The organism is Confluentibacter lentus, assembly GCF_002806995.1.
Taxonomy (GTDB): domain Bacteria; phylum Bacteroidota; class Bacteroidia; order Flavobacteriales; family Flavobacteriaceae; genus Confluentibacter; species Confluentibacter lentus.
The window spans coordinates 105,019-131,491 of the sequence record NZ_NIHE01000004.1 but is presented as its reverse complement, the minus strand read 5'-3'; the positions used below and the strand labels follow the sequence as shown (position 1 = coordinate 131,491).

The window sequence follows — 26,473 nt, the reverse complement described above, 5'->3', positions numbered from 1 at the left end:
ATTTAATTTGATATAAAAAATAGATTGCCTAAATCACCATTAATATTTGATTTCCCAATTAATCTATAATTTTTGGATTCAAGATACTTTACCAATTCAGAATTAACATCTTGTTTTATTGCCACATCACTTTCTACAACAACAACTTTAGGTCTGTATTTATCCCAATCATTTGTCTTTAAAACTTCTAAATCAAATCCTTCAACATCAACATCAAAAAAATCCAACCTATCATTTTCATCTAAATTTTTATCTAAAATATCTTTCAAAGAATAAATAGGAATGTCTTTGATGTTTTTAATTTTTAAATGCAATTTATGTTTATCAATAAACTCTCTACTAAATGTATTCATAGAACTTTCCTTAAACATATAATATTTTAATATGGAATCAGAATTTCCCAAACCAACATTAATAAAATTATCTGAAGGCCTATATTTTGCATAAAGAGATTTCAATTCTGGATTAGAATCAATACAAAGTCCTTTCCATTTTCTAAGATGAAAAAAATAAGTGTTTGATGCTTTTATTGGATGCCAACAACCAATATCTACATAAGTACCAGGCGTATTATTGTTTATTAGTTTCATAAGCTGTATGTCGTCTCCAGATTTTGAAAAACTTATATTATATCGTCGCCTTATAAATCGTTTAATTTTTTCAATCATATTTATCTTCTAATATTTCATTCAACATAAGCTTAAAACTCTCGTCACCAAAATAATCTCCAAAAGGAAAAACCTGCTCATTTGAATTCAATCTATCATCTATTAAATTCTTCAATTTTAGCTTTATTTCTTCGAAGTCATCATAACTTGCTATGTATTTTTTGTCTTTAAGTAAAGTCCTCATTTCACTTCTTTCTGGAGAAATACACAATATTGGTTTTTTCAACGAGGCCAAAAAAGGCGCTTTACCAACCAAGACATTAGAATAAAAAGGGCCGTTTTCCAAAATTATAAGAATATCTGCTTCATGAGTTTGTTCATAGCAGGAATTTGAAAAATTTAATGTGTCTAGAATTTTAATGTTTTCACAATTAGAGTATTTATTTCTCAACCTTACATTGTCTTGACCTCGCAACCTTAAAACGAACTCTGTACTTTCTTTATAAACTGAACTATCATTTATTAAGTCTTGATAAGCATCAAGAAGACTATCTATCTCTCTTCCAAACATAATAGCCCCATGATAGGAAACACCAACTTTCTTAGACTTTGCCATTACATTACTAATATCAGAAAAATCAAAAACAGAAGCTTCAAATTGATGTGGTAATGTATAAAACTTTTTTTTAGATGCATACAACTGCTGTAAATCATGCGACATACAGTTTGCTGTGCTAGCACAAGCCTTGGACTGTCTTACTACCTCCATAACATACTTTAACCGGAAAAAATCTAAATTTGAAGGGGTTTTATTAGAACCCACATACCATGATAAAGGGTATGGGTCATGAAAAATCAAAACCGAATTCTTTAATATAGGTAACCCATGGGTAGCCAAAATCGTTTCATGTTCAATTCCAGAACTTGTTATAAGAATATGATCATACTTCTTAAAATCAATAGCCCCTATAAATTTAGCGTACTGTTTCAGGATATAGCGTTCATTTAAAGATACATGAAACAACCGCCAAAAAATTCTGTTTAGAAATGTTGTATAAAAAGGAACTTTTGTTTTAACAATATGCTGGGTAATTTTATTAACTGGTAACAAGTCTAAACGATCTTCTGTATTAAAACGACTTAAATAGCAAACCTCAATTATTGAATTTGGATAAACCTTACGTAATTTGCCCAACAAAGACCTCCTTCCTATGCCCGCGCTTGTGCCAGAAATCCTTAAATCTTGGACTATAACTAAAAACCTCATCGAATGCTTCTTTTAATTTTTAAAAATAGTAATAAAAACCTGTGATACTGATGGAAACGGACATACAATAAAAATAATCTCATCCATCTAAGGGGTGTTTTTTTATTATTTAATTGTACTTTTTCAAGTCTATTAAAAAGCATATTAATCAACTCTTTAGAATATTGTTTTCCAAAATTTGTTAGTAGATAATCATAAAAATGAAACCATGCTTCATTTTTTTCTATTGAATCTGTTTTTCCTGTAATATTTTTTCTGCTTAATCTAAAATAAACTAATGCACTGTTGATGGTATAAATGTTATTGCCACATGAAAACTCAATCACTCCAAGCAAATCACTTGACCATGCTAGTGGAAAATCTTTAAATTTGATTGCATCAATTTTTTCCTTTTTAAAAATATATTCACTTAAAGAACTTCTGGTGCCTCCTTTAAACTTACGAATTAAAAAATCGCTTGCAGTTTCCAACTTTGGATGTTTATGAGTTTTAGATATCTCCTCACCATCTTCATTAATTACAACAGTTGAATATCTAACAACATCTATTTTTAATTTAGTTATTTCATCTAAATGGTTATAAAATTCAGCAACAAAACTATCGCTAACTACATCATCATCGCCTAAAATTACTACCCAAGTTTCATCTTGTACCATATCCAAACAACGCTCCCATTGTTTTACAAGTGAAATACTGCCTAAATTGGAATCAAATCGTTTGTAATTAATTGTAAAAGCATCTTTATATTTTTCTATTAATTCTTTTGGGTCGTCAGGGCCGGCATCATCACCTATATAAACAGCAAACTGTTTATTAGTTTGACTTTTTAATGCAAGTAAAGTTGATTCGAAAAAAGTATGCTTGTAATATGGAATTACGATGGCTAACATAAACCTTTTAATTCTTAGTTTTAAATTTTAAAAAGAATGGAAATATTTTTTTTGAAATTTTTAATAATCCAAAAGCTTTTAGCACTTTCTTTACTATTAGCCCTGTTTGATAGGGTTGTGACATTTTGATATTTCTTAATCTACTTTTAAACTCCTCTTGAGCTCTATAATACCTTGTTATTAATACAATTGAAAGTCTATGAAATTCTTTTTCATCAAGTATTTCTTTTAAATACTCATATGCTCTTATTTGATCTTCAAGTAAACTTTTAGTTTTCGTTCTTCCACTTAAATTTTGTCTGTAAAAAGCCAAAGGTTTATCTAAAAAAAAGACTTCAATATTTAATCTAAATAGTTTAACCCAAACCATCCAATCTTCTTGTGCCGTTAAATTTTCTGGAAAACGAATTGTCCTAAATAAAAAGGTTTCAAAGAAACCACAGTGTATTGGGATAGAAAAAGACTCATTCCATTTATAAAGCAAATTCTGATAAGTAAACAATTCTTTATTTAAAATGCAATATGGCTCTGAGGTTACATTTGCATTACCAGAAAACATTCTAAAATTAGATATTACAATCTGTTGGTTTTCACTTTGGGATGCATCCAAAGCATTTAACGATAATTCAAGTTTTCTTTTATCCAATATATCATCAGCATCTAAAAACTGTATATAATGTCCTTTAACCTTATCTAGTGCCAAGTTTCTGGTAGCACTAACACCACTGTTTGGTTTATAAAAATATCTAAATCTAGCATCTTTGGCTACCCAATTTTTAGCAATATTTTCAGAATCATCTATACTTCCATCATTAACAATGATACATTCCCAATTCGTATAAGTTTGGTCTAAAACAGATTGTAAAGCATTATTTAAAAATAATCCTTGGTTATAGCACGGAATAATTACAGATACTAATAAATTATTCATCTTTATTATAAAATATTAAACCTTAAAAATCTTTCACCCTTAGAAAAAATTAGAAATGATAAAAAAGCCATACAAGATTTCATGATAAAAACAAACTTAGCATAATTACTAATTTCTAAAATATTAATATTTTGGTATAGTGATTTTAGAACCATCAAGGATGATTTGAATTTACTGTTTATTAAACAAAACTTATATAATTTTAAAAGTTCTGCATACTTTTTTTTTAAAGTTGATTTACTTAATCTAAAGTTATATTTATTAATTATCATATTTAAGACTTTAATATTTGAAGCAATTTTTCTTGTATTGTTTATTCTTGAATTTGACATATTATCTTCATGAAAATTAAAAATGACAAGTGGTTCATTAATTTGCAAATAATTTTCTGAAATAAGAAGTGTTTTCATATGAAAATCATAATCCTGAGCTTGATATAAATTTTCATCAAAAACCAAGTTGTTTTTATTTAAAAAGCTTTTTTTCCAGAGTGGTGCTCCTGTCAACCAAAATATATTATAAGATACATAATCCTCAAAAATATTATCAGAAATAAGCTTAGGTGCTCTTAATCCGAGTTTTTCTTTTGATTTTAAGTCAACCATCATTGTCTGACAAATACTATAGTCATAGGAAGAATTATGCAAATGGTTAATTTGAATCTCAAGTTTATTATGCACCATTAAATCGTCACTATCAAACCAATTAATATAATCTCCTTTACTTAAATATAATCCATAATTTCGACACGAGTTAGCCCCCTTAGGCTTATTTTTTGGTCGATGTATGTATTGAAACCTAGAATCTTCTATTATATACTTATTAATTAAATATTTCAAATTATCGGTACTTCCATCATCAACAATAATACATTCCCAATTTTGATATGTTTGGGCTTTAATTGAATTCAATGTGCCATCAATTAAATGTGCCCTATTATAAACCGGAATTATTATTGAAATTAATGGTCTGTTCATTTAAAATAAGCTTAAAAAACTCTAAGTATTGCTTGGAAATTAATTTTGGATTGTGGCTTTCCCATATTCGGTCAAAATCTATTTTATTTTCTATTTCCAAAGATAAATTCAATCCCTCTTTGATTGCATTTTCGATAGAACTCTTATGATTGAAGTCATAAACGGGAAAACCTGCCCTCATTAATTCTTCACCAATATTACCAATATTTGGTCCAACAACTGTCTTTTTGAAAGTATATGCCAAAAATACATTTCCTGAATTAAGACCTTCTTTTCTCGCAATCAAAATTACATCAGCTGCATTAACATAATTTTGTATTTGTAAAGTTTTAACGAATTTATTTTCAAAATAATGTTTTTTAATTAATCTGTTATATTTTTTAATTAAAAAAAAAGCATATTTTCTTAAATATTTTGGAACATTAGGAGATAAACCATAAGACATTCTTGGTGCTAACAAAATTTTATTCTTGACTTTTAATTTTTGAAATGATTCTTGAATTATTTTTTTTTCTTCTTGAGATCTTATAGCTCCAAAAACTAAAATAACTTTTGCATTTTGATTTATTTTTAAAATGATTCTAGATTCTGTTTTTGTTATAGTATTAGGAATAGATTTGAATAATGGGTGCCTAATAACTATTTGCTTTTTGTTAGTATATATAGATTTAAAATTTAAAAAACTATAATCTCCCAAGTGAATAATCCCTTCTGAAAAACTATAAACCAAATCGTATAACTTTTTGAAGTTATTTGTGTTTCTGAAATGTGGATAATCGTTGTGGCGAGTAGTTATGATTTTAGAATATTTTTGCCACTCTTCAAGGTTTTTTTTTAAAGAATTTAGTTCATCTTGGCTAGGTTCTTTCCAATTAAATATAGCTTCTGGCCAATGGATATTTACAATATCATAAGATATATTATAATCATTTAAATTACCATATGTAAAAGTTCCTTCAAAATTGTTTTCTAACTCAATCAAATATTTATAATCATCTCTATAAAATGGAAGAAACACCTTCATTTATATTATTTTTAAAATCTTCTATAATAATTTGTATCTTTTTTTTTATTTCAAAAAAAACCTCATCAGTAGATAGCATAACCGTTTCTTTATCTAATAAACTAGATTTTAACGCTTTAACAATCTCTTTTTCCTGCTGAGAAACAAAATAGCTATTAAAATATTTTTTTAAAATACGTTTTGGAAATAATTCAGTATTTAAAAACCTTAAATTAAAATAATTATTACTAAGATTTACCGAATATAACCAATCGTTCCATTTAAATTCTGAAACCACCTCAGTTTCATGTATATGAGAATAAAAGCGGACTCTTTTCCAATGTACTCTACAAATATCAGCAATTATAGCCCCATGCATTGCTTCAGAAACAACTAACTCACTTGATGCTATTTCAGATAATAAAAACTCAATATTTTTTTCTAAAGGAGAAATTAAATTCCATGACATTTCTTTACATATTTTCACCCAATCTACTTTATCCATCGATCTAAAGTATGGCATAAAACTAACCTTATACTTTTTTTTAGAATCCTTAAGTTTTTTTTCATAAAAATCTGTTAATGCTAAAGAGTATGCACCATCTGAAATATAACTATCTATATTTTTATTTATTTTCAACGAACTGAAAGGACCTCTTAAAAATAGAGTCTTATAGCTATCATCCAATTGTAAATTCGTATTGATACTTCTTACTCCAGTACCAAAAATATACTTTGTTTTATATTTTTTTGTCGACTCCATCAATCTGGAATTTTCATCCAATATTGACCCAATACCTATAATACAAGAATCCGAACTTGAATTTAACATATCATTCCCTAACAATTTAGGCAACAACCAAGCATTTAAATCATCACCAAAATTACCAATATCTGATTTGTAGTAAATTATATCCATCTAAAATCCATAAAAATCACTTAATTGAATTTTTGTAATCTTCTGTAGTACATTCATTTAAATTCAAATGAAAAATTTTTTCATTACATCTTATTTTTTTGTCAGACCAATTCCACCATTTTGTTTCTTGTATTAATTCAATAATATCTTTATTGAACCTTAATTTAATTTTTTTATTTGGTATACCTGCATGTACTTCAAAATCACCCACATCTTTAGTGACTATCGTGCCTGTACCAATTGATGCTCCATTACCAATTTTTACACCAGACAAAACTGTCACATTATCCCCAATCCAAACGTCATTACCAATATAAACTGGTCCTTTTGTCCTTTCGATATTTGGTGGATTGGCATCTTCTCCTGGATGATTTTTTTTAAAATAATTACGATATAAATATCCTTGTGAGCAAAGAAAATTTGTATCATGATTAGATGTTATAATAGAAACATTATTCCCAAACGAACAAAAAGCTCCAATAGACACAAATTCATCTCCCTTCACTATAAAATTACCGTTGTGAAATGAATTTCTACCTGCTTTAATTTTATTACTAGATTCAATTCTATTACTAATAAAAGTTGATTCTTTTTTATTAAATAATTTTTGTATGCTCGTTCTTATTTGATTAGAATAATAATATTCATCCCAAATTGGACTTGCAATTAACTCTTTTAATTTTGGATTGTCATTTTCAATCTTTATAGGCACATTGCACAAACGAGATTCTAAAACGGCACGTTCTCCACCTCCATTTACATCAGAGGGAATATAAACTAATTTAGATTTATTTATCAATTTCGAAAGCTCCTCTTGAGATGTATATTCCAATATTTTAATTCCTGAGTTTTCTAAATAGCTTTTTATTCCTGAAGAATCTGTTGTGTTTACATCACCTACTATTACTTTTTTTTCTTGAGGTAAATCAATAAATTTATGAAATCTTTTATGTGAAGTTAAAGCCCCAATACCTAAAACATCTATATCTTTTTCATAATTTTGAAAACCAAAATCTGATGCATTTACACCAAATGCATGAACTAAGTTTGGATGCTCTGATATTTGCTTGCCGTACCAATATGTTTCATACCAAACAATATCATAAAAAAACATGCTTTGCTTATTGTTAGGAATTTTAGAACAAGAGACCATTATTCCCTTGTATACTTTTAAGTTTTTTAAACTCCTTACATAATTATCTACTATCCAATCCCAACAACTTTTTACGATTAAAAAATCAAATTGATTTAATTCATCAGAAGATGGTTTTACATCAAATAAATTTATCCAAGTTATATTAAAATCTTCACTCAAAATGTTTATAGCTCTTGTAAAACCATCTTTCCAATTATTATATTTATTTAGATTTGAATCTGGAATAAAATAAATTACCGCAATATTATTTAAAGCACTATTAATGTTAATACGCTTTTCAGATTTCAAAATGTTCTTTAATCTATTTTTCATAAACATTCCATATTGCAGCAGAATAAATCAAACTATTAGTTGATTTTTCTTTTGTTATCGAATGAAATTCATCATTTGGCTTTGAGGGAAAAATTTCAAATTTTTCAAATTTTATTTCTGAATCTAGAACTTCTTTTCCATCTGCTAAACCAATTGAAATATTATAAATTCCATTTAATAAATATAATGTTTTTGTAGTTATAGTAACTTCAAAATTATTCTTTTGCATTTTAGGTAAAGGTTCTTTTTTAAAATCATTGCTTCTCCAAGTTATAATATTTACGTTATTTAAATCACTAATACGCAAACTAAAAACAGGATTTCTAATAAGATGCTTAACACTGACCATTGTCTTAAAAGTAATAGGCTCTCCTGATTTGAACTTTGATGTTATTTCTCCTTTTTGATTGGTAATTTCAAAATGTGAAAATGAAGCTGATTTTATATTATTGACCTTTTTGAAATCTACAAAACCTTTAGAAACATTATTTTGATTTAAGTATTTTGATATTCCTATATTTACATTTCCTTCAAAAATTAGTTTACCACTTTCTAATATTATAATTCTTGAACACAAGTCTTGCACCGCCGCCATATTATGGCTCACAAACAACACCGTTCTACCTTCCCCCTTACTAATATCCTGCATTTTACCAATGGCCTTTTTTTGGAATTCGGCATCACCTACCGCCAATACTTCATCTATCACTAAAATTTCCGGCTCTAAAAAAGCGGCTACGGCAAATGCTAAACGCACGGTCATGCCCGAAGAATAACGTTTTACAGGGGTATCGATATAGCGCTCACAGCCCGAAAAATCTATGATGGCATCGATTTTTGAGGCAATCTCTTTTTTGGTCATTCCTAAGATAGCACCATTAAGGTAAATGTTTTCCCTACCTGTCATTTCTCCATGGAACCCTGTACCAACTTCCAGTAACGAGGCGATTCGACCTCTTGTCTTAATTTCACCTGTAGTTGGACTAGTGACTTTTGAGAGTATTTTTAGCAAGGTTGATTTTCCGGCACCATTTTTACCTATGATACCTAAAACTTCGCCTTGCTTTACTTCAAAATTAATATCCTGTAATGCCCAAACATAATCCGAAGTTCCTTTGGTGCTTCTATCATTTACGTCTCCTATTTTTAAATAGGGGTCTTCCTTACCTCTAATTTTGTGCCACCAACGGTTTAAATCATGGCTGATGGTACCTGTGCCCACAAGACCTAATCGATATTGTTTGCTTATATTCTCGGCTTTTAGTATTATGTCACTCATATTAAACCGTATCTATAAACCGTCGTTCTGTTCTATTAAAAACAATTAATCCCAATAAAAATACAATCACACTAATGGTTGTTGCGTAGATTAATTTTATAAATGAAAAGCTTCCCACATTTAGCATCATGAAACGAAACATTTCTATAACAGTTGTCATAGGATTATATTCAATGACGTTCCCAACCCAAATAGGCAATTCGCCTAGCTGTACTTTATCTTGTATTAACGAAACAGGGTACATAACGGCAGAACCATACATTAATAATTGTACGCCAAAACCAACCAAAAAACTCAAATCGCGGTATTTTGTAGTCATGGAAGAAATCATCATACCAAAACCCAAACCCATTAAAGCCATAATGATAACAACTAATGGCAGCCATATTATGTAGATACTTGGAGAGGTGTTATAAGCTATGTCTGTAAAAAATACAAAATAGATATAGAAACTAACAAACACCAACAGCTGGATACCAAACTTAATAAGGTTTGACAACACAGTTGCCATTGGCATGATAACCCGAGGAAAATAAACCTTTCCAAAAATGCCTTGATTCTGTTTAAACGTATCACTTGTGCCATTTAGGCAAGCGCTAAAGTAATTCCATGCGCTTATCCCAGCCAAATTAAACAAGAAAGGCGGCACCCCTGCCCCAGTTTTTATATCAGCTATAGTATTAAAAACCAACGTAAAAATTATAGATGTAAATAAGGGCTGTATAAAATACCACAAAGGCCCTAAAATAGTTTGTTTATAAAGGGTTATAACATCACGCTTTACAAACAGCAATAACAAATCGCGATAATACCAAATCTCTTTAAAATTAAGGTTTATGGCACTATTTTTTGGAGAAATTGTATATAGCCAATCTTGATTTGCTTTTTTATTATCCAATAACTTGATATTTAACTATTATGAATTTATGAGTTGTTAATCTTAAATACACGTTTCAATTTATTTACGAAACTTAATTTTTGATTGGCATCATCATGGTATCCGTTGGCATAATTTCCGTAGCCATAACCATAGCCGTAACCATAGCCGTAACCATAGCCGTATTTTGCTTTTTGGTCATAGCCATTATAGATTAAACTAATGTTTTTAATCTGTTTGGTTTTATACTTTTCGTTAATAAAATTGAGCATGCCTTTCTTGGTATAATCCTGACGAACAACATATAAAGACACATCTACATGATCCAACAATTCTAAAGCATCCGAAACTAAACCTACCGGGGGGGTATCTAAAACAATATAATCATATTTCGTTTTTAAAATTGTAATGAGTTCATGCAGCTTTTCATTGATGAGCAATTCGGACGGGTTGGGTGGAATAGGTCCCGATGTAATAACATCTAAATGGCCAATTTCTGTGTGCTGAATAACCGTATCTAATGATTCCTGACCGATTAAATAGTTAACAACGCCGATATCATTTTTAATATTAAAATCCCCAAAAATCTTTGGCTTCCTCAAATCCAGCCCTAGCAAAATGGTTTTCTTTCCACTCAATGCAAAAACCGTAGCTATGTTTATGGAACAAAACGTTTTTCCCTCCCCACTAACCGAAGAAGTCACCAACAGTGTCTTTGCTCCCTCTAAATCTTGCGATTTATAATAATACTGTAAATTAGAACGAACTGCCCTAAATGCTTCGGCAACAGCCGATTTAGGTTTTCTGTGGACCACTAAATTATTGTCAAGATTATTTTTACCTATAACCCCTAAAATTGGGATGGACGATAACTGCTCTACATCCATGGGGCTATGGATACTATTATCTAAAAACGTTAGAATAAAAGCCAATAGTAGTGGAATTAATAAGGCTACAAAAAGAGCAAATACATAGCGTATGTTTAAATTCCTGCCTAAAAGTGTGGCTCCAGTATTTTTTGCTGGGTCTATAATCAATATATCCGACACGTTAGATGCTTTAATAATTTCAGCCTCTCCTCGTTTAGCCAAAAACACATTATAGGTCTGTTCACTTAGTGAATATTGACGTTGGATGGTAATGAGCTTTTGTTGGTCTTCGGGCAATTTACTAAACTCGGCCTCCACACGACTTAAATCTGAATTTATTGAATTCAAATCTCTCCTTAAACTATTTGTGACTGAACTAATGTTTTCAAGTAATACATTTTTCAAGCCTTCTACCTGTCTATTTAAATCATTAAACACGGATGTTTCGCTCCTTACAGAATATTGTAATTTCGATTTTTCTACAGAGAGTTCATTAATTTTGGAGACATTGTTCAAAATATTGGGGTCTGTAATTCCTGCTATGGAAGGTGCTGGTATTTCGGTAAATGAGCTACTGGTTAATAAATAGTTTTTAAGATTTGAATAATAATTTAATTGCCTGTTGATGAATTCTTTTTCTGTATCTAATTTGGCTAATTTTTCATTTAATAGGCTACTATCATCAGTTAAATTATAAATTTTGTTGTCCTTTCTATAATCATTCAAAGCCTCAGCATTATCGGTCAACTCTGTTTGAACTCTCGATATTTGTTCATCAATAAATTTTATAGCATTGGATGCATACTGATTTTTTCTATCTAGCTGATCATCACTTAAAACAGCAACGACCGTATTTAAATAATCAACTATTTTTTCGGTGTTTTTATCAATAAGAGCGATATCAAGAATTGGGGAATTTGCCGTATTGGCAATCGATGTTCTGCCTTGATAACTTGCCACCACGGCATCAAAACTAGCAAACTGAATAAAATAATCTTCCTCAGGAACTGCAACCCTGTTTTCCGCTAAATTAATAATGCCTTTTAAAAATGGCAATTCAATGGATTCTCCAAATTTGTAGCGCCTTTTAAAAACACCAACAGGTACATCAACACTTGAAAGTTCTTTTGTCATATAATTTTGAACCGTTGCCGTATTTCCGGGAAATTCTATTTGCATCTCAAAGGAACTGGCATCCAAAAATGTGATTTCGATGGGAATATTTATAAGCTGCGGAAAATTATAATCATGATTAAACCTAAAAGGGGATGCTTTGTAAATATCTTGTTTTCTAAAACGCCCTTGCTTCAAATAACTTTTATAAAACTCTAATCTATCCACCACTTTTTCATGATGCGAACGCGACTTAAGCGTTACAATCATGGTTTGTACTTTAGAGGTTACGCCCCCCCAGTTGAAATTTAAACTTTGAGTGGATGTAAATAAGGGATTACTATCATCTTCAATAGAAATTTTGGTTCCTAAACGGTATGAAAACTCTTCCCGAATATTTTTTTGATACACGTAAAAAACACCAATAGCTAAAAGTATTACAAATATCTTCCAATAACTTAAAGCCCTGAATAAAAACTTTTTAATATCAAAACTTGTATTGGATTCTGAAACTTCAAATTCTTCAATCATAATGAAATATTAAAGATTTTTAGTTAAAAAATAGGTAGATACCAATACAGATAATATGGATGCTATAGTCGTTAAATTTTGAAAGGCCGTTTGTCCAGCACCTATGGCTTTACGTTTTAAAGGCTTTACCAAAATAATATCGTTCGGCTGAATATAATAATAGGGCGAATGCATCGCTGTTATATCTGTTAGATCTATATGATGGATTTTTTGCCCATCAGGATATTGCCTTACCACCAAAACATCTGTCCTGTCACCTGTTTGGCTAATATCGCCAGCATTTGCCAACGCTTCAATAATATTTGCCCTATCTTGATAAAGTGTGTAAATGCCTGTCCCTCCAACCTCTCCAGTTACAGTATATCTTAATCCAGCCAATTTAACCGTTACAAATATTTCAGCAGTTTCTTTAAAATATTGGGCTAGCAATTCGGTTTTCACCTTATCTTCAATATCTTTAATCGTATATCCCAACACGTTAATATCACCCAAAATAGGAAACTTAATATTGCCATGTAAATCCACCGTGAAACCATTAAAATACAATGATGATTGTCCTTGATTTACGTTTAAATTTGTAGTTTCAACAGGATTAAAAATTGCTGTTAGCTCTTCATCCAAAGCCTTGACATTAATACTTAAAATATCATTAACTTGTACTCTATACGGCTTTGATAATTCTTTAATAGCCAAAGAATCAGGAATGACAGTTCCTTTATCCTGTAGATAAACAACATCTTTATTGGTGATGCATGAGGAACACAACACGGCAGTTGTTATACTTACAAACAATGAAAATTGTTTTATCATAAAGTAAATGGATTTACCACAAATATAACTTTTCAAAGGTAACAATAAAACTAATACTGTTATTTTTGGTTTTTTATCCGTTCTTTGCAAAAAAAATACGCCTTGAATTATTTAACTGTCGAAAACATATCAAAATCCTACGGAGAGCTAACGCTGTTTGAAAACCTCTCTTTTAGTGTCCATAAAGACCAAAAAATAGCCTTTGTGGCTAAAAACGGCACGGGAAAAACCTCTATTTTAAATATTCTTTCGGGCGAGGATGAAGCCGATTCTGGAAACGTCATCTACAGAAAAGATATTAAAGTGGCGTTCTTATCGCAAGACCCAAAATTAGATAAGGATTTAACTATTGAAGAAACCATTTTTGCAAGTGATAATCCCATTTTAAAAGTCATTTTAAATTACGAACATGCACTTTTAGACCCCGAGGATTCCGATGCCTACCAAAAGGCGTTTGAGCAAATGGAACAACATCAAGCTTGGGATTTTGAAACCCAATACAAACAAATACTGTTCAAATTAAATCTGGAGGATTTAAATCAAAAAGTAAGCACACTTTCTGGCGGACAAAAGAAACGACTGTCATTAGCAAACGCCTTAATAAACAAACCCGATTTATTGATTTTGGATGAGCCTACCAATCATTTGGATTTGGAAATGATTGAATGGTTGGAATCTTTTTTCGCCAAGGAAAACATGACGCTTTTTATGGTGACGCACGACCGTTATTTTTTGGAACGTGTGTGCAATGAAATCATTGAATTAGATGAAGGCCAGCTCTATAGCTATAAAGGCAACTACTCCTATTATCTAGAAAAACGTGAGGCTAGAATTGAACAAACCGAAGTAGAAACCGGTAAAGCCAAACAACTCTTCAAAAAGGAGTTGGAATGGATGCGCCGCCAGCCCAAAGCCAGAACGACAAAATCGAAATCGAGAATCGATGATTTTCACGATATAAAACACCGTGCCAGTCAACGCCGGAACGATTATGAAGTGCAATTGGAACTCAATATGGAACGCTTAGGCGGCAAAGTTGTTGAATTCCATAAAGTCCATAAATCATTTAAGGACAAAGTGATTCTTAATGGTTTTGAATACCTATTTAAAAATGGTGAGCGCACGGGCATTATTGGTAAAAATGGCACAGGAAAAACCACGTTTTTAAATCTTTTAACCCAAACCGATCAACCAGATTCTGGAAAAATCATTAAAGGCGACACCGTTAAATTTGGGTATTATACCCAAAACGGCATTGCCATAAAACCAGAGCAAAAAGTGATTGATGTTATTAAGGATTTTGGCGATTACATTCCCTTAAAAAAGGGAAAACAAATAAGTGCACAGCAACTCTTGGAACGCTTTCTATTCAACCGAAAAAAACAATACGATTTTGTTGAAAAATTGAGTGGTGGCGAACGTAAACGCTTGTATTTGTGTACCGTTTTAATTCAGAATCCTAATTTTTTAATCCTTGATGAACCGACCAACGATTTGGATATTGTCACTTTAAATGTGTTGGAAAGTTTCTTATTGGATTTTCCCGGATGTGTGATTGTGGTATCGCACGACCGCTATTTTATGGATAAGGTGGTAGATCACCTTTTTGTTTTTAAAGGCGAAGGTGTCATTGAAGATTTCCCCGGAAATTATACCGATTACCGTGTTTATGAAGATAGCCAACCCGTGATTTCCAATACTTCTGAAGAAAAGAAAGATAAAAAAGCATGGAAAAAAACCGAGGATAATAAGCTAACCTACAACGAAGAGAAAGAACTTAAAAACATTGAAAGTAAGCTGAATTCCCTTGCCTATGACAAAAAAGAACTGGAAGCAAAATTTAATAACCCCGATTTATCTCCTGATGAGATTAACAAACTATCCGAAGCATTACAGAAAATTCTGGATGATATAGAAGCTAAAGAAGAACGCTGGTTGGAGTTGTTGGCGAAATTGGAATAAAGCTAAAAACGCCTCGATACAAATTTGTTTCTCTATTGGAAACAAATTCACTCGAAGTGACAACATAAATTTTATAGTTATGTCAGTTCGAGTGAAATATTGAGGAACGAAATATTTTGTATCGAGAACAAGTATAAAATATGTTGTACCAAATTAAACAATACATAAAATTCCTAATCAAATCCACCAACCAACATGGTGTGCACTCGCCTTTTGTGTTTAATTTGGTGACGAAGTGTTTTTATGATACCTCTCATTATGAAGTTTACAAAGAGATTATAAATTACAAAAAAGAGCTTCTAAAAAATAGAACGAAAATTAAGGTAACCGATTTAGGAGTCGGCTCCCATGCCACAAAACAACAAGAACGCCTTGTTTCTGAAATGGCCAAAAACGCTGGCACCACCAATAAAAGAGCCAAACTTTTATACAGACTTTCTACCTATTTTAAATCTAAAAACATACTGGAATTAGGCACATCGCTGGGCGTTGCAACACATGCCATGAGTTTGGCTAACCCAAATGCGAATGTTATAACTATTGAAGGCTGCCCGAATATTTCGAAATTCACGAAATCAACTTTTAAAAAATACAATCTAGAAAACATCCAACTAATTACTGGAAATTTTAATGAAGTCATAAAAGACCTTAAACCAAGAACCTTAAACCTCATTTTTTTCGATGGTAACCATCAAAAAGAAGCCACTTTAAATTATTTTGAATCACTTTTAGAAACCACCCACAACGATTCCGTATTTATTTTTGATGATATTTATTGGTCCAAATCAATGACCGATGCTTGGGAAATCATTAAACAACATCCAAAAGTAACCCTAACCATCGATACTTTTTTTTGGGGATTTGTTTTTTTTAGGAAAGAACAAGTGAATAAAGAGAATTTTGTTGTGAGAGTTTAATGGTTTAATCGCTTAGTTGTTGAGTCCTTCAGAAATATAAAAAACCTCAATGAATTCATAGCAAAAACTTTTAACTTCTAACTTTTAACTTCTAACTTTGTTACATGAAATGAGCCATAACAATTAAGTTGATACCAACCGAAATGATTATTTGCGAATTCCATCTGACCTTTGAAAAGCAATAGATATAAACAGATGAAAATTTATACAAAAACAGGCGATACAGGAACCACGGCATTATTTGGTGGCACACGTGTACCCAAGCACCACATACGCATTGAAAGCTATGGCACTATTGATGAATTAAATTCCCATTTAGGACTCATTCGTGACCAAGACATCGATTCCCTATATAAAGATATCCTTATCAACATTCAAGATAAACTATTTACCGTAGGTGCCATTTTAGCAACCGATCCTGAAAAAGCAATATTGAAAAATGGTAAAGAACGATTGAATATCCAGAAAATTTCCGATGAAGATATTGAGCTTTTAGAACAGGAAATAGACAGTATGAATGACGTGTTACCTCCCATGACGCATTTTGTTTTGCCAGGCGGCCATCAAACGGTGTCATTCTGTCATATTACACGCTGTGTGTGCCGTAGAGCCGAGCGTTTAACCGCTGCACTTAATGATTTAGAGCCAGTAGAACCAAATGCTTTAATATACTTAAACCGCCTTTCTGACTATCTTTTTGTGTTGGCACGAAAGTTGACTTACGATTTGCAAGCAGATGAAATTAAATGGATTCCAAAAAAATCCTAAATTAAGTGCGTTAAGGATTGTAGTGAAAATCCTTTTTTATGTCAGTTCGAGCGTTTTGTGAAGCATGAGCAAAATGTATCGAGAACAAATAAAAAAGATTGTAACGAAAAGCCCGACCGCCTGTCCTGATTGGAGCCGAAGGATGCGGTAACGCCCAAATTAAAAGCTAAATTTCAGCTGCTTACATAGTAAAAAAACACGTTCTTAAAAATAATAATTAAATAATTCATTTTTTTCTTGTGTGTTTGAACTAAAAAATTATTTTTGCACAAAATTAAAACGCATATAAAATGTATTGGACTTTAGAATTAGCATCGTATTTAAGTGATGCGCCTTGGCCAGCAACAAAAGACGAGTTAATAGATTACGCTATTAGAACGGGAGCCCCTTTGGAAGTTGTTGAAAATTTACAGTCTATTGAAGACGAAGGTGACGCTTACGATTCAATTGATGAAATTTGGTCTGACTATCCAACTGATGAAGATTACCTCTGGAATGAGGATGAATATTAATAAAGCATAAAGAATAGTTAAAAAGTCTCGATTAGAGACTTTTTTTATGCTCTAAAATTTACAAAACAACCCAACAAACTGTATCTTTGAATGCTTGCTTAAGCATCAAAATAAAAATAAGAAAATAAAAATCTCTGGAACATTTCCAGATTAAAACAATATATAGCACATGAGTTTTTTAAATAGTGTTCTTAAAGTATTTGTAGGAGACAAATCTAAACAAGACGTAAAAGCCATCACGCCTTTAGTCGATAAAATTAAAACATTTGAAAAGGCATTAGAAGCTCTTTCCCATGACGAATTAAGAGCTAAAACTGCTGAATTTAAAGCTAAAATAGCCGAAGCCAATAAAGCTATTGACGACCAAATAGCTAAACTTCTTGACGAAGCTGAAGATACCGAGGATATTGATAGACGTGAAGATATTTACCAAGATATTGACAAGCTTAAAGATGATGCTTACAAAATTACCGAAGATGTTTTAAATGCCATTTTACCAGAAGCTTTTGCTGTGGTTAAAGAAACCGCAAAACGTTTTAAAAACAACTCAACCCTTACTGTTACCGCCAATACATTCGACCGTGAAATTTCAGGAACCAAAGATTATGTGACTTTAGATAATGATAAAGCCATTTGGTCCAACTCTTGGGATGCTGCCGGAAAACCCATTACTTGGGATATGGTGCATTACGATGTACAACTTATTGGTGGTATTGCGCTGCATCAAGGTAAAATTGCCGAAATGCAAACGGGTGAAGGTAAAACCTTGGTCGCCACATTACCCATGTACTTAAATGCGCTTTCAGGGAAAGGCGTTCATTTAGTAACCGTAAATGATTATTTGGCAAAACGTGATAGTGCCTGGATGGCGCCATTATTTCAATTTCATGGATTAACTGTTGATTGTATTGATTACCACCAACCAAATTCTGATGCCCGTAAAAAAGCCTACAATGCAGATATCACTTATGGAACCAACAACGAATTTGGTTTCGATTACTTGCGTGATAACATGGCACATACGCCAAACGATTTGGTTCAACGTCCGCACCACTATGCTATTGTCGATGAGGTGGATTCGGTTTTAGTGGATGATGCGCGTACGCCATTGATAATTTCCGGACCGATTCCTCAAGGGGAACGTCACGAATTTAATGAGCTAAAACCTAAAGTGGATGATATTGTTGCCGTACAACGCAAATATTTAACTGGCGTTTTAGCCGAAGCCAAAAAATTAATTGCCGCTGGCGATACTAAAGAAGGTGGTTTTCAACTGCTACGTGTGTATCGTGGTATGCCAAAAAACAAAGCACTTATCAAGTTTTTAAGTGAAGAAGGCATTAAGCAATTACTTCAAAAAACAGAGAATTTCTATATGCAGGACAACAACCGCGAAATGCCAAAGGTTGATGCCGAATTATATTATGTTATAGAAGAAAAAAACAATCAGATTGAATTGACCGATAAAGGTGTGGAATACATCTCCGGAAAAGACAATCCCACGTTTTTCATCTTGCCAGAAATAGGTGTTGAAATCGCTAAAATTGAAAATCAAAACCTTTCCAAAGAAGAAGAAGCCAAACTTAAAGAAGAATTATATAAAGATTTTGGTATAAAATCGGAGCGCATCCATACCCTTAATCAACTTCTAAAAGCATACGCATTGTTTGAAAAAGACATTCAATATGTAGTGATTGACAATAAAGTCATGATTGTGGATGAGCAAACGGGACGTATCATGGATGGTCGCCGTTATAGTGATGGGTTACACCAAGCTATTGAAGCCAAAGAAAATGTAAAAATTGAAGATGCTACCCAAACATTTGCAACCATTACACTTCAAAATTATTTTAGAATGTACCGTAAGTTGTCTGGTATGACGGGTACTGCGGTTACGGAAGCTGGTGAGTTTTGGGAAATCTATAAATTGGATGTCGTTGAAATTCCAACCAATCGTCCTGTTTCTAGAGACGATAGAGACGATTTGGTATATAAAACCAAACGTGAAAAATACAATGCCGTTATTGACGAAGTAACACAATTATCGCAAGCTGGTCGTCCCGTATTGATTGGTACTACTTCTGTAGAAATTAGTGAACTACTTGGTAAAATGCTTACCATTAGAAAAATTCCACATAATGTATTGAATGCCAAACTTCATAAAAAAGAGGCGGATATTGTTGCAGAAGCTGGACAATCCGGACAAGTAACTATTGCCACCAACATGGCGGGTCGTGGTACGGACATTAAATTAAGTGACGCTGTTAAAAAAGCAGGCGGTTTGGCCATTATTGGTACAGAACGCCATGATTCCCGTCGTGTGGACAGACAGTTACGTGGTCGTGCCGGTCGTCAGGGTGACCCAGGAAGTTCACAATTTTATGTATCGCTGGAAGATAATTTAATGCGTTTGTTTGGTAGTGAACGTATTGCTAAAATGATGGATAGAATGGGCTTGAAGGAAGGTGAAGTGATTCAGCATTCCATGATTTCAAAATCCATTGAGCGTGCCCAGAAAAAAGTAGAGGAAAACAACTTTGGGGTTCGTAAACGTTTGTTAGAGTACGATGATGTTATGAATGCACAACGTGAGGTTGTTTACAAACGTCGCCGTCACGCCCTACATGGTGAACGCCTTCGTGTGGATTTGGCAAATATGATTTTCGATATTACAGAAAACATTTCGGAAACCAATAAAACTGCAAACGATTTTAAAAATTTTGAGTTTGAATTGATTCGTTATTTCTCCATGGCTTCGCCCATTACAGAAGCAGAATTTGGAAAATTATCAGTACAGGAAATCACATCCAAAGTGTACAAGGAAACTTTTAGCCACTATAAAGATAAAATGACCAGAAATGCAGATATCGCATTTCCTGTGATTAAAAATGTTTATGAAACGCAGCGCGATAAATTTAAGCGCATCGTGGTGCCTTTTACTGATGGCATAAAAAGCTTAAGCGTTGTTACCGATTTAGAAAAAGCTTATCAAACAGGGGGCAAGCAATTAATTACCGATTTTGAAAAAAATATTGCACTTGCCATTATTGACGATGCTTGGAAAACGCATTTACGTAAAATGGATGAGTTAAAACAATCGGTACAATTAGCAGTGCATGAGCAAAAAGATCCTTTATTGATTTATAAGTTCGAAGCGTTTGAACTGTTTAAAGGCATGATCGATGAAGTGAACAAAGATGTGATTTCATTCTTGTTTAAAGGTGAATTACCAAGTGAAACACAAAATACCATACAAGAAGCCAAAGTACGCCGACAAGAAAAATTGAACGTTCAAAAAGACGAAATTCCCAATTTAGATGAACGGTCTGCCCAAAGTAGGGCTGTTGGCAATAATACGCAACGTCAACCGCAAGTCATTGAAACCATTGTTCGTGAACGACCAAAAATTGGACGCAATGATCAGGTAACCATCAAACATGTAATTAATGGTGAAAACAAAACATTAAAGTACAAACAAGCAGAACCCTTATTGGCTAAAGGAGATTGGGTGCTGGTTGAAGAGTAATTAAAACATGCATAGCTTCATAATGAAGTGTTTTTTTTTAAATCCTGATGGTTCTCTATCAGGATTTTTATTATTGCAATATTTACTTGTCCATGTAACGCAACCATATGTATATTCTGCATCTAAGTAAAAACGGACAGTCTATGAAAAGCACTTTATTTATTATCTTTTTTATTTTATTGATTGGTTGTGAAACAAATGACGCGGCCAAACCGGATTGTTCAGCTGTTCTTTGTGCGGCATTAACAGTATCGGTTAATATTTTAGATGAAGAAACAAACGCCAATTATATCATAGAAAATAATATTTCTAAAGATGATATTGAAATAAAGAACTCTAAAAACGAATCTATTTATTTTGAATTGGTTTCCAACACCACATCTCAATATTATGGAACAATCATATTATACGCCAGTACTGAAAATATTCAAGTTTTAAACATTAAAAATCTAGATGCTATTACCATATCTTATGAGGTTTCACAACCTAAAACCAATGAATGTTGTGACCTTGGTGATATTAAAAATTTGATAGTTGCCAACAATACTTTTGAGTTTGACTCCGAATTAAAAAAATTAACCATATATTTATAAAACAACAAGGAGGTTTAAAGTAATTCTTGTTGTTTTATAAATAATCATTTAAATGACAAAAACCGACGATAATGTCGGTTTTCTGTTTCTTAAATTTTAAAAAAACTATTCTTTAATTGATATTTCAGTTTTTTTATCTCCACTTTTAGTCGAAAACTCAACCCCTTCACCATCAACACTAATCGAAGTTCCATCTTTATCTTCAGTTTTTGGTTGTTCTACTGGTTTTTCAATAATTACAGTTTCTGTTTTTGCTTTCTCATCTCTACAGCTTGTAAAAGCAAAAAACATTAAAGAGATAAAAACGGCAATACTCATAAAATTCCCGAATATTAATGTTTCTTTTTTCATTTTCTATGTTTTATATAAATTATGAGCGCAAAGTACAACCAACTCCAATGACATGAATTACAAGAATTTTAATTTAAATTACAATATTCCCATTTATACATCTCTTTCGTGTTAATGTTTTATAGACTTTAACAAACAATCCTTTAGACTTGATTTATCATGTTAATACAAATCGATTTCATTGCAAACATTGGAGACAACGTCTTTTAATTCTAGTAAATCTTTTATAAATTAAACTACAATTGGTAAATAATTAAAGTATTAATTCCGCAACATAAATATACACTTCCTTTATTCATATAACTACCCGATGATCTTATTTTATGCTAAATTAATTCCATTACCAAAAAAATTGAAATTGTATTTCCATAATTCGCTTCGCAACCGTTTGCTTCAAATTTTTAATGGGGATTTTTATTTTTAACAAAGTTTTAACGATGCACGCAGAACATTAAGTTTATCAGGTATTTACGCCATTTAAAAGACCTATTATTCAGGTTTAATTGAGTTAAAAAAAACACAACGATATAGACCTAAGTTTGTTGATTTTAATTTTTTACTATCTTGGTTTTTCGAGCCGAAAACACTCATGTTTTTTCGTACAATTAAACCAAAACCAATAAGTTAAGTCTAATTGAAATTCGAGTAACAAAAAATACCTGATTCATTTAAATAACAACAAACTAAACTAAACATTTTCACTAAAATCATTAATGATTATTTTTTATGCACACCAAAAAAAATCCAACTAAATTAACTACAATTTTTGCTGCCTTATTATGCCTTGCATTAGTAAGTTGCGGGAAAGATAATTCAACCACCAAACATACAACATGGTCACATTATGGCGGAAGCCCAGATCAATCCAAATATTTTGATGGCTCCGAAATCACTAAGGAAAATGTTAACCAATTAGAAGTTGCGTGGAGTTATCCTGCGGACGGAGGGTTTAACAATTTTGCCCCGATTGTGGTAGACACTACCATGTATGTAGTAGGAAAAAATAATTCCTTAATAGCTTTAAATGTTTTAACAGGTAAAGAAATTTGGATACACGCCAATTTAAGAGGTATCACTAGAAAAGGTATCAATTATTGGGAAAGCAGCGATAAAAAAGATAAAAGATTAATATTCACACTTAACAATTCTTTACAAGCAATAGATGCAGTTACAGGAAAATCCATTTTAACATTTGGTGATGAAGGATATACAGATTTAAGAGAAGGTCTAGATCGAGAACCAAGCTCTATTAGAAGGGTACAAGCCATGATGCCTGGTGTTATTTGTGGTGATTTAGTAATTATGGGTTCTGCACCCGGCGAAGGTTACTTTTCAGCTCCAGGGTATGTAAGAGCATATAACGTTGTTACGGGAAAATTAGCATGGACATTTCATACCATACCTCACCCAGGTGAGTATGGGTACGAAACTTGGCCAAAAGATGCTTATAAATATGCTGGTGGCGTCAATGTTTGGAGCGAAATGTCTGCCGATGTTGAAAAAGGTATTGTTTACTTATCATTAGGTTCTCCAACATATGATTATTATGGTGCTGACCGTATTGGAAGCAACTTGTTTGGAAATTCATTGGTGGCACTTGATGTTAAAACTGGCAAACGTCTTTGGCATTATCAAACCGTGCATCATGATCTTTGGGATTATGACCTCTCTCCTGCTCCCCAATTAATAACAATCAATAAGGATGGTAAAAAAATCGACGCGGTTGCTTCAGCCACTAAACATGGTTATGTATTTGTTTTTGATCGTGTCACAGGCGAACCTGTATTTCCTATAGAAGAAAAGCCGTTTCCTGCCAGTGATATGCCTGGAGAAGAAGCATGGCCTACACAGCCCATACCAACCATCCCAAGTTTTATGAGGCATGAAGTTACTAAAGAGAATATAAATCCTTATTTTACCGATAGCTTAAAACAAGTATGGCACGCAAGGCTAGATGCCGCTAAAACAGGTTTATTTGTACCACCTTCCGACAAATATGAAACCATTATACTACCTGGCCCATTAGGTGGTGCCAATTATGGCAATACAGGAAGTAACCCTGAAAAAGGATTAATGTTCGTGATGTCCCAAGAGCATCCATCAATTTATAAATTGAGTAAAGTAGAGCCTCCTAAAATAAATATTTCTGATGATGAAGTAAAAAAAGCTAAGACTTTATACGATAACACTTGTAAAACATGTCACGGACCAAATATGGAAGGTGGTGTTGGACCAACCCTTAAGAATGTAACACAACATATATTTTATGATGAATTTAAAGCCATCGTATTAAATGGTCGCGGACAAATGCCAGGATTTGTGCATGTTGATGAAGCATCCTTAGCAAGTTTATACCGTTTTATGGGTGGAAATCCTAGAAGCATGAATTTCAGAAGAGGAGGAAATACCGATGAAGAAGCCATGCCCGAAGGCCCTGTTGTGGCATCTGGAGGTGTAAAAATGAGAGAAGATGTAAAACGTGCAGCACCAATGTTAGACTATCCTGAAAATGTGCAATATCCAGAAGCCAGATACACCACGGAATACGGACTGGAATGGACAGATTTAATGTCCCCTCCTTGGTCTTATATGGTGGCTTACGATTTAAATAATGGTACTATTAAATGGAAAACACCTATAGGTGAAGACTATAAATATGCGAATGGAGACAAAACGAAAGGAGCCATCGTAGGCGTTCAACGTAAAAGTATGGTAGTTACCTCTACAGGTATTGTGTTTGCTACTGCAAAAGGCGGCAAATTATATGCTTTAGATCAAGATACAGGAAAGGTTTTATGGGATACGACTTTAAGTGGTGAATCTGTAGCAGTACCTGCTATGTATTCCATAAATGGTAAACAGTATTTAGTTATCAATGCAACTGGAAGCTTCTCATCAGATAGTTTTGATCATTCAAAAAAACCTGGTGCATTGCCAAAAGGTTATGTAGTATATGCACTTCCAGACAAAAAGTAATCGATTACTTCATGTCATAAGATTTTATAACTATATCTGTAATTTTTATAAATTTACAGATATAGTTAATTTATTTAATTTAAAAGCCAATTAAACCAATAATAGATATGAAACAACTAATAACCTTATTACTAGCTTTTGTTACATTTCATGCTACGTCTCAAACTATAAAAGAGCGTATCATACACAATGATGCTTCTAAGTACAGAGAACTCTCAGCTGTTCATGCTGGTGCCGGAACCATGGGATTTACACAACTAATAGGAAGAAACGATTTATCAACTAACTTTCTTTACCTACACTCTGGAGTCATTAACCCCAAATCTGGTATCGGCCACCATTTCCACCATAACATTGAGGAAATGTATGTTATCTTAAACGGCGAAGCAGAATTCACCATTAATGGACGCACTTCAAAAATAAAAGCACCTGCTATTGTCCCTTGTAAAATGGGTGATGCTCACGGTATTTATAACGCATCTAATGAATCACTTCGTTGGTTGAATTTTGCCGTTAGCTCAGTAAAAGCAAGTAGTGATAATTTTGATTTAGCTGACACCCGTGTTGGTGCTACATTAGACCCTGTTCCTGTTTTTGTTTCTGGTCGGTTAGAAAAAGAAAAAACTAGAGCCAATAACCGTTTATACACTGGTGACGGTGTACTATCCCGTCGTTTATTTGATGCAAATGTTTTTAGTACGGATTGGAACCATGTTGACCATGTAATCATTCCTGCTGGTAAATCTACCGAGGAAAGACAACTTTTAGGCATTGAGGAAGTATACTTTGTTTTGAAAGGTTCTGGAACTATTTCAATAGATGGACATTCTGGAGCTATAAAAGGTGATGATGCTTTCTTCGCTAAATTGGGTGAAAAAGCTACTATATCCAATAATGGCAGTGAAGACCTTGAGCTATTGGTCATAGGTGTTGCTGCTTCTAAATCCATTGGATTGGGTATTAAAAAGCCTTTAGCTCAACCAAAAGCCATGGTCTTACAAATGGATTTTGTGGTGCCAAAAGAAAATGCAGAAGCATTTGAGAATATGTATTATTCCATATATGTACCCGCTATGACCGTTCAGCAAGGTTATTTAAGCTCGAAATTATTGAGACTTTATGATGAAAACCTTTCTAAACAAATACAAGCAGAGCCAACAACATACAACTATCAAGTACAAATTAGTTTTGATACTGAAGCAAACAGGATGAAATGGGTAGGTAGCGATCAGCATAAAATTGCATGGCCTGCGGCAACGTCTTTAGCTAAAGAGTATAAATGGAGAGGTTATGATGTGATGGGCGATGACGACCAACGATAATGCT

Annotated in this window: 21 protein-coding genes; 8 read left to right on the top strand and 13 right to left on the bottom strand. The window is 32.6% G+C overall.

The features are described from left to right. Positions 1-2: 2 nt before the first annotated feature. The 12 genes from CDH50_RS09555 to CDH50_RS09500 are packed head-to-tail and all read right to left on the bottom strand — an operon-like array spanning position 3 to position 13,542. A complete protein-coding gene (locus CDH50_RS09555; RefSeq protein WP_100611961.1) occupies positions 3-668 on the bottom strand; it encodes an FkbM family methyltransferase in 666 nt (221 codons plus the stop codon). After that, a complete protein-coding gene (locus CDH50_RS09550; RefSeq protein ID WP_100611959.1) occupies positions 661-1,875 on the bottom strand; it encodes a glycosyltransferase family protein in 1,215 nt (404 codons plus the stop codon). Before CDH50_RS09550 ends, CDH50_RS09555 begins: the two co-directional genes overlap by 8 nt. After that, a complete protein-coding gene (locus tag CDH50_RS09545; RefSeq protein ID WP_100611957.1) occupies positions 1,872-2,765 on the bottom strand; it encodes a glycosyltransferase family 2 protein in 894 nt (297 codons plus the stop codon). Before CDH50_RS09545 ends, CDH50_RS09550 begins: the two co-directional genes overlap by 4 nt. A gap of 7 nt (positions 2,766-2,772) precedes the next feature. Next, positions 2,773-3,696, bottom strand: coding sequence for a glycosyltransferase family 2 protein (locus CDH50_RS09540; protein ID WP_100611955.1), 924 nt, complete (start codon positions 3,694-3,696; stop codon positions 2,773-2,775). A gap of 5 nt (positions 3,697-3,701) precedes the next feature. Beyond that, complete coding sequence (locus CDH50_RS09535; protein WP_100611953.1) at positions 3,702-4,673, bottom strand: glycosyltransferase family 2 protein; 972 nt, start codon at positions 4,671-4,673, stop codon at positions 3,702-3,704. Further along, complete coding sequence (locus CDH50_RS09530) at positions 4,633-5,655, bottom strand: glycosyltransferase family protein (protein ID WP_157804964.1); 1,023 nt, start codon at positions 5,653-5,655, stop codon at positions 4,633-4,635. Before CDH50_RS09530 ends, CDH50_RS09535 begins: the two co-directional genes overlap by 41 nt. A gap of 16 nt (positions 5,656-5,671) precedes the next feature. Continuing rightward, positions 5,672-6,595 (bottom strand): polysaccharide pyruvyl transferase family protein, encoded by a 924-nt coding sequence (locus CDH50_RS09525; protein ID WP_100611950.1) that lies wholly within the window; start codon positions 6,593-6,595, stop codon positions 5,672-5,674. 16 nt (positions 6,596-6,611) lie between these two features. Beyond that, a complete protein-coding gene (locus tag CDH50_RS09520; protein ID WP_157804963.1) occupies positions 6,612-8,063 on the bottom strand; it encodes a CatB-related O-acetyltransferase in 1,452 nt (483 codons plus the stop codon). Beyond that, positions 8,053-9,342, bottom strand: a complete 1,290-nt coding sequence (locus tag CDH50_RS09515) for an ABC transporter ATP-binding protein (protein WP_100611946.1) — start codon at positions 9,340-9,342, stop codon at positions 8,053-8,055. Before CDH50_RS09515 ends, CDH50_RS09520 begins: the two co-directional genes overlap by 11 nt. Before the next feature lies 1 nt (position 9,343). Beyond that, complete coding sequence (locus CDH50_RS09510) at positions 9,344-10,240, bottom strand: ABC transporter permease (protein WP_100611944.1); 897 nt, start codon at positions 10,238-10,240, stop codon at positions 9,344-9,346. 26 nt (positions 10,241-10,266) lie between these two features. Then, positions 10,267-12,732, bottom strand: a complete 2,466-nt coding sequence (locus CDH50_RS09505; RefSeq protein ID WP_100611942.1) for an exopolysaccharide transport family protein — start codon at positions 12,730-12,732, stop codon at positions 10,267-10,269. Positions 12,733-12,741: 9 nt separating this feature from the next. Next, positions 12,742-13,542 (bottom strand): polysaccharide biosynthesis/export family protein, encoded by an 801-nt coding sequence (locus tag CDH50_RS09500; RefSeq protein ID WP_100612180.1) that lies wholly within the window; start codon positions 13,540-13,542, stop codon positions 12,742-12,744. A gap of 102 nt (positions 13,543-13,644) precedes the next feature. Between CDH50_RS09500 and CDH50_RS09495 the strand changes: the two genes are divergently transcribed. From CDH50_RS09495 to CDH50_RS09470, 6 genes are all read left to right on the top strand, one after another. Next, the gene (locus CDH50_RS09495) at positions 13,645-15,504 is read left to right on the top strand and encodes an ABC-F family ATP-binding cassette domain-containing protein (RefSeq protein ID WP_100612179.1); all 1,860 of its coding nucleotides are present in this window, start codon (positions 13,645-13,647) and stop codon (positions 15,502-15,504) included. A 140-nt stretch (positions 15,505-15,644) separates the two neighbouring features. Next, positions 15,645-16,421 (top strand): O-methyltransferase, encoded by a 777-nt coding sequence (locus CDH50_RS09490; RefSeq protein ID WP_100611940.1) that lies wholly within the window; start codon positions 15,645-15,647, stop codon positions 16,419-16,421. A gap of 195 nt (positions 16,422-16,616) precedes the next feature. Then, on the top strand, positions 16,617-17,189 hold the full coding sequence (locus CDH50_RS09485) for a cob(I)yrinic acid a,c-diamide adenosyltransferase (RefSeq protein WP_100611938.1): 573 nt from the start codon (positions 16,617-16,619) through the stop codon (positions 17,187-17,189). Positions 17,190-17,479: 290 nt separating this feature from the next. Then, positions 17,480-17,701, top strand: coding sequence for a DUF2795 domain-containing protein (locus CDH50_RS09480; protein WP_044638512.1), 222 nt, complete (start codon positions 17,480-17,482; stop codon positions 17,699-17,701). Between the two features lie 169 nt (positions 17,702-17,870). Next, positions 17,871-21,227 carry a preprotein translocase subunit SecA gene (gene secA, locus CDH50_RS09475; protein WP_100611937.1) on the top strand — a complete coding sequence of 1,119 codons (3,357 nt, stop codon included), beginning with the start codon at positions 17,871-17,873 and terminating at the stop codon, positions 21,225-21,227. A 143-nt stretch (positions 21,228-21,370) separates the two neighbouring features. Beyond that, on the top strand, positions 21,371-21,820 hold the full coding sequence (locus tag CDH50_RS09470; RefSeq protein WP_157804962.1) for a hypothetical protein: 450 nt from the start codon (positions 21,371-21,373) through the stop codon (positions 21,818-21,820). A gap of 105 nt (positions 21,821-21,925) precedes the next feature. Here CDH50_RS09470 and CDH50_RS09465 read toward each other — a convergent pair whose 3' ends face one another. Beyond that, a complete protein-coding gene (locus CDH50_RS09465) occupies positions 21,926-22,171 on the bottom strand; it encodes a hypothetical protein (RefSeq protein ID WP_100611933.1) in 246 nt (81 codons plus the stop codon). A gap of 726 nt (positions 22,172-22,897) precedes the next feature. Here CDH50_RS09465 and CDH50_RS09460 point away from each other — a divergent pair. Both CDH50_RS09460 and CDH50_RS09455 read left to right on the top strand, forming a co-directional pair. Continuing rightward, positions 22,898-25,147, top strand: a complete 2,250-nt coding sequence (locus CDH50_RS09460) for an outer membrane protein assembly factor BamB family protein (RefSeq protein ID WP_100611931.1) — start codon at positions 22,898-22,900, stop codon at positions 25,145-25,147. A 107-nt stretch (positions 25,148-25,254) separates the two neighbouring features. Continuing rightward, a complete protein-coding gene (locus CDH50_RS09455; RefSeq protein ID WP_100611929.1) occupies positions 25,255-26,469 on the top strand; it encodes a cupin domain-containing protein in 1,215 nt (404 codons plus the stop codon). Positions 26,470-26,473: the final 4 nt, after the last annotated feature.

Coding starts and splice junctions, on each gene's coding strand:
- CDH50_RS09555 (WP_100611961.1), bottom strand. CDS start 668: ATGATTGAAAAAATTAAACGATTTATAAGGCGACGATATAATATAAGT.
- CDH50_RS09460 (WP_100611931.1), top strand. CDS start 22,898: ATGCACACCAAAAAAAATCCAACTAAATTAACTACAATTTTTGCTGCC.
- CDH50_RS09520 (WP_157804963.1), bottom strand. CDS start 8,063: ATGAAAAATAGATTAAAGAACATTTTGAAATCTGAAAAGCGTATTAAC.
- CDH50_RS09455 (WP_100611929.1), top strand. CDS start 25,255: ATGAAACAACTAATAACCTTATTACTAGCTTTTGTTACATTTCATGCT.
- CDH50_RS09550 (WP_100611959.1), bottom strand. CDS start 1,875: ATGAGGTTTTTAGTTATAGTCCAAGATTTAAGGATTTCTGGCACAAGC.
- CDH50_RS09470 (WP_157804962.1), top strand. CDS start 21,371: ATGAAAAGCACTTTATTTATTATCTTTTTTATTTTATTGATTGGTTGT.
- CDH50_RS09500 (WP_100612180.1), bottom strand. CDS start 13,542: ATGATAAAACAATTTTCATTGTTTGTAAGTATAACAACTGCCGTGTTG.
- secA (WP_100611937.1), top strand. CDS start 17,871: ATGAGTTTTTTAAATAGTGTTCTTAAAGTATTTGTAGGAGACAAATCT.
- CDH50_RS09505 (WP_100611942.1), bottom strand. CDS start 12,732: ATGATTGAAGAATTTGAAGTTTCAGAATCCAATACAAGTTTTGATATT.
- CDH50_RS09525 (WP_100611950.1), bottom strand. CDS start 6,595: ATGGATATAATTTACTACAAATCAGATATTGGTAATTTTGGTGATGAT.
- CDH50_RS09515 (WP_100611946.1), bottom strand. CDS start 9,342: ATGAGTGACATAATACTAAAAGCCGAGAATATAAGCAAACAATATCGA.
- CDH50_RS09490 (WP_100611940.1), top strand. CDS start 15,645: ATGTTGTACCAAATTAAACAATACATAAAATTCCTAATCAAATCCACC.
- CDH50_RS09535 (WP_100611953.1), bottom strand. CDS start 4,673: ATGAACAGACCATTAATTTCAATAATAATTCCGGTTTATAATAGGGCA.
- CDH50_RS09480 (WP_044638512.1), top strand. CDS start 17,480: ATGTATTGGACTTTAGAATTAGCATCGTATTTAAGTGATGCGCCTTGG.
- CDH50_RS09540 (WP_100611955.1), bottom strand. CDS start 3,696: ATGAATAATTTATTAGTATCTGTAATTATTCCGTGCTATAACCAAGGA.
- CDH50_RS09545 (WP_100611957.1), bottom strand. CDS start 2,765: ATGTTAGCCATCGTAATTCCATATTACAAGCATACTTTTTTCGAATCA.
- CDH50_RS09485 (WP_100611938.1), top strand. CDS start 16,617: ATGAAAATTTATACAAAAACAGGCGATACAGGAACCACGGCATTATTT.
- CDH50_RS09465 (WP_100611933.1), bottom strand. CDS start 22,171: ATGAAAAAAGAAACATTAATATTCGGGAATTTTATGAGTATTGCCGTT.